Below are 11,793 nucleotides of genomic sequence, written 5' to 3' on the forward strand. Positions count from 1 at the left end.
GCGGGCCCGCGTACGGCACCCGGGACAGTCCGCCGCATGCTCATCGAACCGGAAGGCCTCGGCACTCCCGCGCACACCCAGCGCATCGGTCGCCACCCGCACGTGGGGTTCGGTCGTCCGCATGTACTTCGGTACGGGAACAAGCCACACATCACTCAGGCCATCAGCCGCAGGAGCACCTAAACTCCGGCCTCATGCTGCGCGTACTCGCCGTCGACGACGAACAACCCGCCCTGGAGGAACTCCTCTACCTCCTGCGTGCCGACCCCCGTGTCCGCAGCGCCGAGGGCGCCACCGGTGCGACCGAGGCACTGCGCCGCATCGGCGGCGCGGTGGACGCCGGTCCCGACGACCCGTCCGCGATCGACGTGGTCTTCCTCGACATCCACATGGCCGGGCTCACCGGCCTCGACGTCGCCCAGCTGCTCGCCGGGTTCGCCGCGCCCCCGCTGATCGTCTTCGTCACCGCGCACGAGGGCTTCGCCGTCCACGCCTTCGACCTCAAGGCCGTCGACTACGTCCTCAAACCGGTCCGCCGTGAACGCCTCGCCGAAGCCGTCCGCCGGGTCGCCGAACAGGTGGGGGACCGGTCCGCACCGGTCCACGACAACGCGGGCGACCAGATCCCGGTCGAGCTCGGCGGCGTCATCCGCTTCATCCCCATCGACGAGATCGCGTACGCCGAGGCGCAGGGCGACTACGCGCGCCTGCACACCGCCACCGGCAGCCATCTCGTCCGCATCCCGCTCACCACCCTGGAGGAGCGCTGGCGCTCCCGCGGTTTCGTCCGGATCCACCGCCGCCACCTCGTGGCGCTGGGCCGCATCGACGAACTGCGGCTGGACGCGGGCAGTATGAGCGTGCGCGTCGGGGAGGCCGAGCTCGCCGTCAGCCGCCGGCACACCCGCGCCCTGCGCGATCTCCTGATGCGCCAGGGCGGCCGCTGAGAGCAGGTACGGGGCCGCCGCTGACCTGGGGCGACCTTCGGTGATCCCTTCCCAGTACCACCCGCCGACGCCTACACTCCGAGCCCATGTCCGCAGAGCCAGCCCCCCGGCGCGAAGTGGTCACGGGGGAGCCGCGGCGGGTGCGCCCGCTGCCCCGCTACCGCACCCAGTCGGAGATCGACGAGCAGACCGCCCTCGGCGGCGCCTATGTGCGCTCGCTGATGCGCGGACAGCTGCGCGCCGGGCTCACCGTCTTCGGCGTGCTCGCCCTCGTCGCGGGCACGCTGCCGCTCCTCTTCGCCGCGCTGAACAGCTCCGCCCTGGTCTGGGCGGTGCTCGGCTTCGCCACCTACCCGCCGCTCACCCTGGCCGCCTGGTGGTACGTCCGCAGGGCCGAGCGCAACGAACGCGACTTCGCCCGGCTGGTGGAGGGCCGCCCCGCCCCGTGAGCCCCCCCGCCCCCATGGCGTCCTGGGTGGCCGTCGCCCTCGTCGTCCTCGCCACCGTCCTCGTCGGCGGATTCGGCCTGCGCATCTCCCGGACGACCTCCGACTTCTACGTCGCCTCCCGCACCGTGCGCCCCCGCCTCAACGCCGCCGCGATCAGCGGCGAGTACCTCTCCGCCGCCTCCTTCCTCGGTGTCGCCGGACTCGTCCTCGTCCACGGCCCCGACATGCTCTGGTACCCCGTCGGCTACACCGCCGGATACCTGGTGCTCCTGGTCTTCGTCGCCGCCCCGCTGCGCCGCTCGGGGGCGTACACCCTGCCGGACTTCGCCGAGGGCCGGCTCGAATCGCGGCAGGCCCGCCGACTGGTCAGCGCACTCGTCGTCGGCGCGGGCTGGCTCTACCTCGTCCCCCAGCTCCAGGGCGCCGGACTCACCCTCAAGATCCTCACCGGCGCCCCGGGCTGGCTCGGCGACGTCCTCGTCGCGACCGTCGTGACCGTCGCCGTCGCCGCGGGCGGCATGCGCTCCATCACCTTCGTGCAGGTCTTCCAGTACTGGCTGAAGCTCACCGCCCTCCTCGTCCCCGCCCTCTTCCTCGTCCTCGCCTGGCAGGGCGACGGCCGGCCCCGGGTCAGCTTCGACGACCAGCTCGCCGTCTTCCGCGCCGACCATCCGCTCTACGCGACGTACGGTCTGATCGTGGCGACCTTCCTCGGCACCATGGGCCTGCCCCACGTCGTCGTCCGCTTCTACACCAGCCCCAACGGCCGCGACGCCCGCCGCACCACGGTCGCCGTTCTCGCCCTGGTCGGCCTCTTCTACCTGCTGCCGCCGATCTACGGCGCGCTCGGCCGGCTCTACACACCCGAACTGCGGTACGGGGGAGACGCGGACGCCGCCGTCCTGCTGCTGCCCGCCCGCCTCATCGGCGGACTCGGCGGCGACCTCCTCGGGGCGCTGATCGCCGGCGGGGCCTTCGCCGCGTTCCTGTCCACCGCGTCCGGGCTCACCATGGCCGTCGCCGGAGTCATCACCCAGGACGTCCTGCCCTCGCGCGGGGTACGCCACTTCCGGCTCGCCACCGTCCTCGCCATCGCCGTGCCGCTCGCCGGTTCCCTGCTGGTGAGCCGGGTGCCGGTGGCCGACGCGGTGGGCATGGCGTTCGCCGTCTCCGCCTCCTCCTTCTGCCCGCTGCTCGTCCTCGGCATCTGGTGGCGTCGGCTCACCCCGCCCGGGGCCGTCGCGGGGCTCCTGCTGGGCGGCGGCTCCGCCCTGCTCGCCGTGGCCATCACCGTCAGCGGAGCCGTACGCCCGCCGGGCTGGCCGCACGCCCTGCTCGCCTGGCCCGCCGTCTGGTCCGTCCCGGTGGGGTTCCTCGCGATGATCCTCGTCTCGCTCGCCACGCCGGGGCGGATACCCCCGGGCACCAACGCCGCCATGACCCGCTTCCACCTCCCCGAAGCCCTCACCTCCGCGCGAGCCGCCGGGCGGGAACGATGACCGGGGCCGCGATCGCCGTACTCGTCGTGCTGGTCGCGCTGCTGTTCGGCACCGGGTTCCGGCTGGGCCGCCGCACCGCCCGCCCGCTGCGCCCCAGCGATGTCGGCACGCCCGTCGAGCACGCCACGTTCGAGACCCTGCACACCGCGTCGCTGGCCGCCCCGCCGCTGCGGGCCGGCCTCACCGAGGAGAGCGCCCGGCGGGCCGCCCGCCGGCTGCGCTCCCTGCTCGGCACCGACGCCCTCTGCCTCACCGACCGGGACCGGGTGCTGGTCTGGGACGGCGCCGGGCACCATCACGGCAAGGACGTGATGGAGCACCTGAAGGTGCTGCTGGACAGCGGCCGAGGCACCGCCTTCGACAGCGGCTGCGCCGACCTCGACTGCCCGCTGCGCTGGGCCGTCGCCGTTCCGCTCACCGTCGAGAACCGGGTCCTCGGCGCGCTCGTCGCCTACGCCCCGCGCGAATCGGCGGTGCTGGCCCGGGCGGCGGGAGAGGTGGCGCGCTGGGTCTGCGTGCAGCTGGAACTGGCCGAGCTGGACCGCTCCCGTACGCAGCTGATCGAGGCCGAGATCAAGGCCCTGCGGGCGCAGATATCCCCGCACTTCATCTTCAACTCGCTCGCCGCCATCGCCTCGTTCGTCCGGACCGATCCCGAGCAGGCCCGCGAACTGCTTCTGGAATTTGCCGACTTCACCCGCTACTCCTTCCGCAGGCACGGGGAGTTCACCACCCTGGCCGATGAACTGCACTCCATCGACCAGTACTTGGCTCTCGTCCGCGCCCGCTTCGGTGAACGCCTCGCCGTGACCCTCCAGGTCGCCCCCGAGGTGCTGCCGGTCGCGCTGCCGTTCCTGTGTCTCCAGCCGTTGGTGGAGAACGCCGTCAAGCACGGCCTCGAAGGGGCGGTCACCCGCAGCCGTATCACCATCAGCGCCCTGGACGCCGGCTCGGAGGCCGAGGTGGTCATCGAGGACGACGGAACAGGGATGGACCCCGAACGGCTGCGACAGGTTCTTCGCGGCGAGGGCGGTGCCTCCACCGGCATCGGTCTGCTCAACGTGGACGAGCGGCTGCGCCAGGTCTACGGCGACGACTACGGCCTCGTCATCGAGACCGGGGTCGGGGCGGGCATGAAGGTCACGGTGCGGCTGCCCAAGTACCGTGCCGGGGTGCATGGTTCCTGAACGAATGGTTCAGCAGAGGTGGACGGCCAGATGGCCCAGCGGCAGCCCCAGCTGCCAGGCAGGGGTCCAGATCCGGACCTCGCCCCCGTCCCCGGGGTCGGCCGAGCCGTCCCGGGGAGCGGAGCCGATCGCGTCCAGGTCCGCAGCGAGCAGTTCGGTCTCCTCCAGCCAGCGCCAGGCCTCCCGCGCCAGCGCCAGATCGGGGTCGCCGGGTGCGGCGCACCGCCCGGCCTCCGCCAGCCGCTCGCAGATCCAGGTGCGCCAGACGCACCCGTACGCCGTGAGCATCCGCAGCTCGTCGACCCGGGGTTCGGGCAAGGTCCGGAGGGCGGGGGCGTCCCCGGGGTACGCGCACAGGAACATCGTCAGTGCGAGCGCGTCGCGCCCCGCCCGGAACTCCAGGGTCGCCGGCTCCATCAGGTCGCCGGTCCGTAACAGGTCGTCGGCGATGTACTCGGTGGACAGCCAGGTCATCGGTACCTGGAGCTGGTTCCCACCGGTCCCATCCGTATCCTCGGGACGCATCCCGTCTCGCCTCTTTCCTTGCTCGGTACCGGGCTTCACGCAGCATTGAACCGGGGGCGGGCGCCCCGCGTGGGCAGAAGGGGAGGATCGCCCAGGAGATACGAGGCTGTGAATGAGTGCCGACCCCGGCGACGACCCGCATGTGCGCCTGCTGCTGGGCGCGTACGTCCTGGACGCCCTGGATGCCGAGGAGACGTGCCGGGTCGCCCGCCACCTCCAGGGCTGCGACGACTGCACCCGGGTCTACGCGGAGGTGGCCGAGGCCTCCGCGCTGCTGGCGCTGCTCCGGGCGGAGGACCTGCGGGAGTAGCCGGGCAGTGTCCGCGACAGGACCCGCAGGGCGTAGTACGAACGGGACTTGACGGTCCCGGCGGGGATACCGAGCACCGCTGCCGTCTCGGCGACGCTCAGCCCGCGGAAGTAGATCTGCACCAGCACCGCACGGTGCTCCGGGCTGAGGGTGCGGACCGCCTCGCGGACGTCCAGGGCGCGGACGGCACGGTCCGCGGTGTCCAGGGCGGCCGGGGTGCTCTCCAGCACCGTGTCGCTGACCTCGACGGGGCGGGCCTGGCGCGAGCGCCGCGCGTCGATGGCGAGGCGGCGGCCGACGGTGAACAGCCACGGCCGCATCGATTCGTAGGGCGCGTCGAAGGCCTCGGGATGCTGCCAGGCGCGTACGAGGGTCTCCTGCACCAGGTCCTCGGCCCGCTGCCGGTCCCCGAAGGTCAGGCCGAGGAGGAAGTGGAACAGGGCGGGGCCGTGCTCCCGCTGCAACTCCGCCAGGGTCCGCTCGTCGGTCGTCGTCGTGGTGGTCATGAACGTCCTCTCCCGCCGAGGCCCCTGACGGCCTCGTTGCCGACTGGCGTATCCGAACGCATTCGGCGGCGCGGGAACAGGCGGTACGCCGAGGCGTGCGACGAGCGGTCGCTCAGTGCGGCGAATGGTGCGGTGAACGGTCGAGGGGCCGTCGGGGTCGGCCGGTACGACCAGTTCAGCTAGGTATGCGGCAATGCTCCTTGCTTATGCGATACGTAAATATATTTAGTCGGATGGTCGCAATCATCCGAATATGGAGTCGAGCAGATGACGCAGCGCATCCGACCGGGCGCCGTGGCCGCCCTCGCCCTCCTGCTCGCCGCGGCCGCCGGCTGCACCGGGCAGCCGCCCACCGCCCCCGAGCCGAGCGGACCGCCCGCCGCCGCCCGGGGCGCGGGCGGCCAGGACGCCGAGGGGCCCCGCCCGTTCACGCTTCTCGCCGCGGGTGACGTCCTGCCGCACTCCTCCGTGATCGACCGGGCCGCCGCCGACGCGGGCGGCAGCGGATACGACTTCGCTCCGATGCTGGCCGGCGTCGCCCCGGTCGTCTCCGGCGCCGACCTGGCGTTCTGCCATATGGAGACGGTGTACGGGGAGGAGGGCGGCCCCTACACCGGCTACCCGAACTTCAAGTCGCCGCCCGAGGTCGCCACCGCCCTGCGCACCACCGGGTTCGACTCCTGCTCCACCGCCTCCAACCACACCCTTGACGACGGGGCCGAAGGCGTCCGGCGCACGCTCGGAGCGCTGGACAAGGCGGGTATCCGGCACGCCGGCTCCGCCCGTACCGCCGCAGAGGCCGCCCGGCCCACGATCCTGTCCGCCGGACCGGGGAAGGGCGCGGCCAAGGTCGCCCACCTCGCCTGCACCTACGGCACCAACGACATCCCGCTGCCCGCCGACCGGCCCTGGACGGTCGACGTGACCGACGAGCAAAAGATCATCGAGGAGGCCAGGGCGGCCCGGCGCGCCGGGGCCGACGTCGTCGTCCTCTCCGCGCACTGGGGTACCGAATGGCAGGACGAGCCCGACGCGAAGCAGCTGGAGCTGGCCCGGCGGCTCACCGCCTCCGCCGACGGGGGCCGCCCCGACATCGACCTGATCATCGGCACTCACGCCCATGTGCCGCAGGCGTACGAGAAGGTCAACGGCACCTGGGTCGTCTACGGCATGGGCGACCAGATCGCCGGAGCGATGATCAACTACGAGGGGGCTCAGGATCCGCGCGGCAACCAGAGCTCGATGGGCCGATTCACCTTCGCGCCCCCCGCGAAACCCGGCGAGCGCTGGACGGTGAAGAAGGCGGAGTTCGTTCCGCAGTGGTACGACACCGTCACCGGACGCGCGGTCAACCTCAACGCGGCCCTCGACGACGGGGCCGAACACCTCCGGGAGGTCCGCGACCGTATCCGTACCGTCGTCCTCGGCCGGGGAGCGGACAAGGACGGGCTGCGCATGGGCGAGTAGGCGCTCTTCACGGCACCACGGTGACCGGCCAGCGCCCGGCCTTGACCAGGCGTACGGCCACCGAACCGATGAAGCGGTGTCCGGCCGACTCCGAGGCCCCGACCACCACCGCGTCCGCCTTCAGCTCGTCGGCCGCCGTCACCAGGCCGTTGTAGGGGTCGCCCCGGAAGGTGTGGAACTCCCAGCGCAGGTCCCACACGTCACTGAAGCGCTCGGTCGCCGCTCGGATCTCGGAGGCCAGGTCCTCCGCGACCTCGCCCGTGGTGTCGCCCACCGGCACACCCAGCGCGGCGCCCGCCGCCATGACCGGCTGGACGTACACCAGGGCCAGCATGGCGTTCTGCCGACGGGCGAGTCCGGAGGCGTAGGCCGCCGCGCGCATCGACGGATCGGAGCCGTCGAGCCCCGCGACGATCACCTTGGGGCCGTCCGTACCGCGCTCGAACCGATGAGGCTGCTGCTCTGTCACGGCTCCGAGGCTATCGGCTCGTCCGGAAGGCGACGTTCCGGGACGGCGACGGGTTCCGGTAGAGATGGACAAGGCGACAAGGTCCGGTAGAGATGGGCATAATGCGTCGATCGGGTACAAAACGGACGACGTTCGGTGTCGGCGGCCGGAACGGACGTCCGGCCGTGCGAGCAGTTGGCCATGAGAAGTGATCACACCGGATCCGAGCGCCGCACCCTGCTGAGGGTCGCCCTCGGCCTCGGATTCGCCACCGCGGTGCCCCTGATCGCCGCCGATCCGGCATCGGCGCCCAGCCGCCCCGCGCGCACCGCCGGCCCCCCGCCCGCCGGGGCCGCGGGGCCCCCGGGACACGTCCGGGGCCGGCCCTCCCCGTACCGGCTCGAACCGATGACCGCGAACACCCCGCCCCGGTTCAGACCGGCCAGGCCACCCGTGCGGACCCGGCCCTTCGAGCACCTTCCCGAGCTCGGGCATGCGATGGTCCTCAGCTTCGACGACGGCCCCGACCCGCTCTACACCCCGGACATCCTGGCGACCCTGCGCGAGCAGCGGGTCCGCGCGATGTTCTTCGTCTGCGGCGAGATGGCCGACGGCAACCCGGACCTGCTGCGACAGATGGCCGACGACGGACATGTGGTGGGCAACCACTCCTGGTCCCACCCGCTGATCCCGAAGCTCTCCCGCCCCGCGATCCGCGACGAGCTGGGGCGAACCAGCGAGGTGGTGGAGCGGGTGCTCGGGGCCGCGCCGCTGTGGTACCGAGCCCCGTACGGCGCGTGGAACCGCAACTCCTTCGAGATCGGGGCCGAGTTGGGCATGGAACCGATGGCTTGGACCGTGGACACGCTCGACTGGAAGACGCCGGGGACCGGCACGATCGTCCGCCGGGTGCTGGGCGGAGCGGCGCCCGGCGTCGTCGTCCTCTCGCACGACGCGGGCGGCGACCGCTCGCAGAGCGTCGCGGCCCTGCGCCGCTATCTCCCCCGGCTGCTGGACGCCGGATACCGCATCACGGTGCCGCACCGCGTCTGAGCGAAGGAACGCGTGCGCGCACGACGGTGCCTCCGGCGACCATGAGGACTCAAGGACCGCCGGGGGGCACCGTCGTGCGGGGCGTGTCCGGTCAGCGGGTGTCGACCAGCCGGGCGAAGACCACCACGTTGCCGTCGTAGCCGCCCGCCTTGGAGTAGCCCCCGCCGCAGGTGATGACCCGCAGCTCCGCGTGGCCGGTGTCGCCGTAGACCCGGGGGCCGGGGAAGTCGTTCTTGGAGAAGACCTCCACCCCGTACACCTCGAAGATCCCGACCCGGCCGTCGTAGCGGGTGACCTCGACGCGGTGCCCCTTCTGGAGCGAGCCGAGGCCGTAGAAGACCGCGGGCCCGGACATGTTGTCGACATGCCCGACGATCACGGCGGTGCCCTGCTGGCCGGGGGCGATGCCGTTCTGGTACCAGCCGGCGAGGTTGGGGTCCTCGGCGGGCGGGGCGTCGATCCACCCGTTGGCGTCCAGGTCGACGTCGATGATGGGGGCGTCCACGTCGATGGACGAGATCTTCACGCGCGAGGCCGGGGCGTACGGCAGCGGCTGCAGCGGCTTGCCCTCCACCGGCGGTCCCGCGGTGTCCTTGCCCAGGTCCAGCGAGGCGGCCGCGGCGGGCTGCGGCGGGCCCGCCTCCGCGAACTCCGTGCCGTTGCGCATGAGGGCGAGGCCGCTGAGCAGTACCAGGGCGATCGCACCCCATGGCACACGTCTGGTCCGCTCGGCGCCAGCGTAGTCCCGGCCCATGGTTCTCCCTTCGTCGCGACGCTGTGAACGCTAGGGGCGGCGCGTCCGGGCGGCGATCAGAGAGGGGCGAACGGGTGGCGGAAGGGGCGGGGTCCGACCGGATGACTGCCCATCGGAGTAATGAGCAGATAAAAGTTCTGACGGTCTGTGACCTGCGGCTCCGTCAGGTTCGAGGATTTTCGTACGGCGTGTCGCGTCACCGGGGTGGAGCAATACCGAAGTGCGAGCCTTCGATCCGCTGGTGAGTGTTCGTCATGGGAGACGTTCTCGTCGATCCAGCCCGGGGGACAAGCCCCGGGGCGTTTCCCGCTGGAGGTTCACACGATGCGTGCTTCACGCGCTCTCGCGGTCACCGCGACCGCTTTCGCGGCCGTCGGGCTCGCGGCCCCCATGGCCGCCGCCACCAACGGTCCGAGCAACATCACCGTCAACCCGTACTCGGTCCACCAGGGCGCGACCATGAAGGTCACCGCGCAGGGCTGCGGCCACGGCGGCAAGGTCTGGTCGAACGCGTTCCCGACGACCGAGCTCTCCGCGGGCGGCACCGGGCACGCGAAGGCGCACATCCGCCACAACGCCACCCCGGGGCACTACAACCTCTCCGTCAAGTGCAGTGACAACAACCGGATCGAGACGCACAAGTTCACCGTGCTCGCCGGCAACGGCGCGCAGGGCGGGCTCGGCGGCTCGATGGGCCCGAGCTCCGTGGAGATGCAGGTCGGCGGCGGTCTGGTGGCCGCAGCGGCTGTCGGCGGCGCGGTCTTCCTCGTCCGGCGCCGGCGGACGAGCCATGCGGCGTTCTAAGGCGTCGAACCTCCCGCCCGGCCCGATACGCCCGTCGCCCCGAGTCCTGGACCAGGACCCGGGGCGACTGCCGTGCGCCGCATGCTCACGGTCAGTGGCGGCGGTCGGTGGTGCGGCGGCGCGCGAAGTAGAGGGCGCCCGAGGCCGCCGCGACCACCAGGGCCGCTCCGGCGGCGACCTCCACCGTGTCGGTGGTGCCGGAGCTTCCGCCGAGGCCGCCGCGGACGCCGCTCGGCACGAGGGCCGTCGAACTGGCGGTCGGGACCGTGGTGGGTGTCGGGGCGGGGGTGCTCGTGGCGCCGCCGGTGATGGTCAGGTTGACGTTCCGGGAGGTGCCGGTGGAGCCGCAGGAGAACGTCACCGCGTAGACGGCGCCCCGGCGGGCGTCCGTGTCGACGGTGGCGGTGGCCGTCGTGCTGCCGCTCGGGATGGTCACGGTGTCGAAGATGCCCGAGCTGACGGTCGTCTCGCCCGTGCAGCCACCTGCGCCGAGAGTGACCCGGCCGCCCGGTGCGATGACCGACGGGCTGATCGTCGGATTGAACGTGCTGCTCGCCCCGTCCGGCGCGGCGTGGGCGGCGGACGGGGCCAGCAGTGTCAGGGCACTGGCGCTCAGCAGGGCGAGCGGTGCGACACGTATCGCGCGCATGGTGGATCCTCCGGGTTCCCCGAGGGGCAGCTGCGGAACCAATTTCCACATAGCAGGAAAAATGCACCTCGATGCCCGACACGCTAGGAGGGGTCCCCCCGGCCCGCGATCGGGGTCCGTCGAATGGGTCAGAGGGCTCCCCCGACCGGCCCACCGGCCGGGGGAGCGGACCTCAGCGGGCGGCCCCCGGGAACATGTCGAGGAACGGTTCGGCAGTGGCCGAGATGCCCCGGCCGAAGGGGGCGTCGAAGTCCCAGATCAGGAAGAGCAGGAAGGCGATCAACGCGCTGAACAGCCCCGCCAGGAGCAGTTCGCGGAATGTTCTGCGGATTTGGAGGGTGAAGATCAGCCCCACGGTCACCAGCGCCCCGATGATCAGCCCGAACCAGACCACCCCGGGCATCGTCGCCCCGGCGTTCTGCCCGCGTGAGCTGCGGGCGTCGTCCGCGGCCGCCACCTGGTCGACCAGCGGCTGGTAGGCCTGCCCCTCATGGTCGGTCTTCGGCTCGTAGTCCGTGACGTCCGCCCGCACCTTGTCCAGCAGCTGGGTGCCACGCTCGGTGAGTGTGTTCTGTTCGGACATCACCTTCCACTCGTCGTGGACGACATGGCTGACATAGGCGTCGACGTCCGCCCGGATGCGGTCGCGGACCTCGACCGGGTAGACGGAGGCCCGTGCCTGCACCTCGTGCAGTGCTTGCGCCTCGATGCGCACGGACTCCTGGGCGGCGCTGCGTCCCTCCCAGACCCCGGCGATGGCGAGCCCCAGGACGATCGCGTAGACCACGCCGATCATCATCGTCATGTACTCGATGACGTCGGGCGTCTCGGACGGGTCGTCGTCATCCCCGATCCGCCGGTTGTTCAGGGCGGCGATGGTGAGGACGACCGCGCAGGCGGACGCCATGGCAATGCTCAGTACGAGCCATTCGGACATGCATCTCTCCTGGTCAGCGGGACGATCGCGGTCGCAGCACGGCGACGGCGAACACCGCCGGGGCGGTGATGAGCAGAGTCAGGGACACCAGCGACGGCCCGCTCCGCGGCTGTTTGCGGGTCGGTCTGCGGTACGTCGGCAGCGCGACGGCCCGGGGCTCCGGCGGCTCGGTCCGCGCCGGGGGCTTCGGCGGGGGCTTCGGCGGCGGTGTCGGCGCCGGAGGCGGAGGCGGTGGGGGAGGCGGCGGCTCCACGACCA

General features: G+C 72.1%; 15 protein-coding genes. 9 read left to right on the top strand and 6 right to left on the bottom strand.

The annotated features are described in order from the left end of the window. Positions 1-194 precede the first annotated feature (194 nt). The 4 genes from B9S58_RS01010 to B9S58_RS01025 all read left to right on the top strand — a co-directional run bounded on the left by B9S58_RS01010 (position 195) and on the right by B9S58_RS01025 (position 4,082). A complete protein-coding gene (locus B9S58_RS01010) occupies positions 195-947 on the top strand; it encodes a LytTR family DNA-binding domain-containing protein (RefSeq protein ID WP_103530259.1) in 753 nt (250 codons plus the stop codon). Between the two features lie 86 nt (positions 948-1,033). Beyond that, positions 1,034-1,396 (top strand): hypothetical protein, encoded by a 363-nt coding sequence (locus B9S58_RS01015; RefSeq protein WP_103530260.1) that lies wholly within the window; start codon positions 1,034-1,036, stop codon positions 1,394-1,396. Between the two features lie 14 nt (positions 1,397-1,410). After that, the gene (locus tag B9S58_RS01020; RefSeq protein ID WP_103530261.1) at positions 1,411-2,895 is read left to right on the top strand and encodes a cation acetate symporter; all 1,485 of its coding nucleotides are present in this window, start codon (positions 1,411-1,413) and stop codon (positions 2,893-2,895) included. Continuing rightward, complete coding sequence (locus B9S58_RS01025) at positions 2,892-4,082, top strand: sensor histidine kinase (RefSeq protein WP_103530262.1); 1,191 nt, start codon at positions 2,892-2,894, stop codon at positions 4,080-4,082. The genes B9S58_RS01020 and B9S58_RS01025 overlap by 4 nt, the downstream gene beginning before the upstream one ends. A 9-nt stretch (positions 4,083-4,091) precedes the next feature. On the opposite strand, the gene B9S58_RS01030 is transcribed toward B9S58_RS01025, so the two are convergent. Continuing rightward, positions 4,092-4,607: a hypothetical protein gene (locus tag B9S58_RS01030; RefSeq protein WP_103530263.1), complete on the bottom strand. Its 516-nt coding sequence runs from the start codon at positions 4,605-4,607 to the stop codon at positions 4,092-4,094. Between the two features lie 112 nt (positions 4,608-4,719). Here B9S58_RS01030 and B9S58_RS01035 point away from each other — a divergent pair, with 112 nt between their 5' ends. Beyond that, positions 4,720-4,917: a zf-HC2 domain-containing protein gene (locus tag B9S58_RS01035; protein WP_103530264.1), complete on the top strand. Its 198-nt coding sequence runs from the start codon at positions 4,720-4,722 to the stop codon at positions 4,915-4,917. Here the strand turns inward: B9S58_RS01035 and B9S58_RS01040 are convergent. Continuing rightward, the gene (locus B9S58_RS01040; RefSeq protein ID WP_103530265.1) at positions 4,851-5,423 is read right to left on the bottom strand and encodes a sigma-70 family RNA polymerase sigma factor; all 573 of its coding nucleotides are present in this window, start codon (positions 5,421-5,423) and stop codon (positions 4,851-4,853) included. The two genes, B9S58_RS01035 and B9S58_RS01040, sit on opposite strands and share 67 nt — an antisense overlap. A 267-nt stretch (positions 5,424-5,690) precedes the next feature. On the opposite strand from B9S58_RS01040, the gene B9S58_RS01045 reads away from it, so the two are divergent. After that, the gene (locus tag B9S58_RS01045) at positions 5,691-6,890 is read left to right on the top strand and encodes a CapA family protein (RefSeq protein WP_103530266.1); all 1,200 of its coding nucleotides are present in this window, start codon (positions 5,691-5,693) and stop codon (positions 6,888-6,890) included. Between the two features lie 7 nt (positions 6,891-6,897). Here B9S58_RS01045 and B9S58_RS01050 read toward each other — a convergent pair whose 3' ends face one another. Next, positions 6,898-7,359 carry a universal stress protein gene (locus B9S58_RS01050; protein ID WP_103530267.1) on the bottom strand — a complete coding sequence of 154 codons (462 nt, stop codon included), beginning with the start codon at positions 7,357-7,359 and terminating at the stop codon, positions 6,898-6,900. Positions 7,360-7,539: 180 nt separating this feature from the next. Between B9S58_RS01050 and B9S58_RS01055 the strand changes: the two genes are divergently transcribed. Next, positions 7,540-8,391, top strand: a complete 852-nt coding sequence (locus tag B9S58_RS01055; protein WP_103530268.1) for a polysaccharide deacetylase family protein — start codon at positions 7,540-7,542, stop codon at positions 8,389-8,391. A gap of 91 nt (positions 8,392-8,482) precedes the next feature. Here the strand turns inward: B9S58_RS01055 and B9S58_RS01060 are convergent, their stop codons facing one another. Further along, positions 8,483-9,145 (bottom strand): class F sortase, encoded by a 663-nt coding sequence (locus tag B9S58_RS01060; protein ID WP_103530269.1) that lies wholly within the window; start codon positions 9,143-9,145, stop codon positions 8,483-8,485. Between the two features lie 324 nt (positions 9,146-9,469). Here B9S58_RS01060 and B9S58_RS01065 point away from each other — a divergent pair, with 324 nt between their 5' ends. Beyond that, positions 9,470-9,949, top strand: coding sequence for a hypothetical protein (locus B9S58_RS01065; RefSeq protein WP_103530270.1), 480 nt, complete (start codon positions 9,470-9,472; stop codon positions 9,947-9,949). 91 nt (positions 9,950-10,040) lie between these two features. Here B9S58_RS01065 and B9S58_RS01070 read toward each other — a convergent pair whose 3' ends face one another. Together B9S58_RS01070 and B9S58_RS01075 are read right to left on the bottom strand one after the other, a co-directional pair. Continuing rightward, complete coding sequence (locus tag B9S58_RS01070) at positions 10,041-10,598, bottom strand: hypothetical protein (RefSeq protein ID WP_103530271.1); 558 nt, start codon at positions 10,596-10,598, stop codon at positions 10,041-10,043. A gap of 172 nt (positions 10,599-10,770) precedes the next feature. Then, positions 10,771-11,535, bottom strand: a complete 765-nt coding sequence (locus B9S58_RS01075; RefSeq protein WP_103530272.1) for a DUF4239 domain-containing protein — start codon at positions 11,533-11,535, stop codon at positions 10,771-10,773. A gap of 68 nt (positions 11,536-11,603) precedes the next feature. Here B9S58_RS01075 and B9S58_RS38375 point away from each other — a divergent pair. After that, a partial coding sequence (locus B9S58_RS38375) for a hypothetical protein (RefSeq protein ID WP_219818863.1) occupies positions 11,604-11,793 on the top strand: 190 nt, incomplete at its 3' end.

Origin of the sequence: Streptomyces sp. SM11, assembly GCF_002910905.1 — a bacterium.
Classification (GTDB): Bacteria; Actinomycetota; Actinomycetes; order Streptomycetales; family Streptomycetaceae; genus Streptomyces.

Bases quoted from the DNA above. Each gene is read 5' to 3' on its own strand.
- B9S58_RS01055 (WP_103530268.1), top strand. From the start codon at position 7,540: ATGAGAAGTGATCACACCGGATCCGAGCGCCGCACCCTGCTGAGGGTC.
- B9S58_RS01060 (WP_103530269.1), bottom strand. From the start codon at position 9,145: ATGGGCCGGGACTACGCTGGCGCCGAGCGGACCAGACGTGTGCCATGG.
- B9S58_RS01015 (WP_103530260.1), top strand. From the start codon at position 1,034: ATGTCCGCAGAGCCAGCCCCCCGGCGCGAAGTGGTCACGGGGGAGCCG.
- B9S58_RS01020 (WP_103530261.1), top strand. From the start codon at position 1,411: ATGGCGTCCTGGGTGGCCGTCGCCCTCGTCGTCCTCGCCACCGTCCTC.
- B9S58_RS01025 (WP_103530262.1), top strand. From the start codon at position 2,892: ATGACCGGGGCCGCGATCGCCGTACTCGTCGTGCTGGTCGCGCTGCTG.
- B9S58_RS01035 (WP_103530264.1), top strand. From the start codon at position 4,720: ATGAGTGCCGACCCCGGCGACGACCCGCATGTGCGCCTGCTGCTGGGC.
- B9S58_RS01010 (WP_103530259.1), top strand. From the start codon at position 195: ATGCTGCGCGTACTCGCCGTCGACGACGAACAACCCGCCCTGGAGGAA.
- B9S58_RS01075 (WP_103530272.1), bottom strand. From the start codon at position 11,535: ATGTCCGAATGGCTCGTACTGAGCATTGCCATGGCGTCCGCCTGCGCG.
- B9S58_RS01030 (WP_103530263.1), bottom strand. From the start codon at position 4,607: ATGCGTCCCGAGGATACGGATGGGACCGGTGGGAACCAGCTCCAGGTA.
- B9S58_RS01045 (WP_103530266.1), top strand. From the start codon at position 5,691: ATGACGCAGCGCATCCGACCGGGCGCCGTGGCCGCCCTCGCCCTCCTG.
- B9S58_RS01070 (WP_103530271.1), bottom strand. From the start codon at position 10,598: ATGCGCGCGATACGTGTCGCACCGCTCGCCCTGCTGAGCGCCAGTGCC.
- B9S58_RS01065 (WP_103530270.1), top strand. From the start codon at position 9,470: ATGCGTGCTTCACGCGCTCTCGCGGTCACCGCGACCGCTTTCGCGGCC.
- B9S58_RS01040 (WP_103530265.1), bottom strand. From the start codon at position 5,423: ATGACCACCACGACGACGACCGACGAGCGGACCCTGGCGGAGTTGCAG.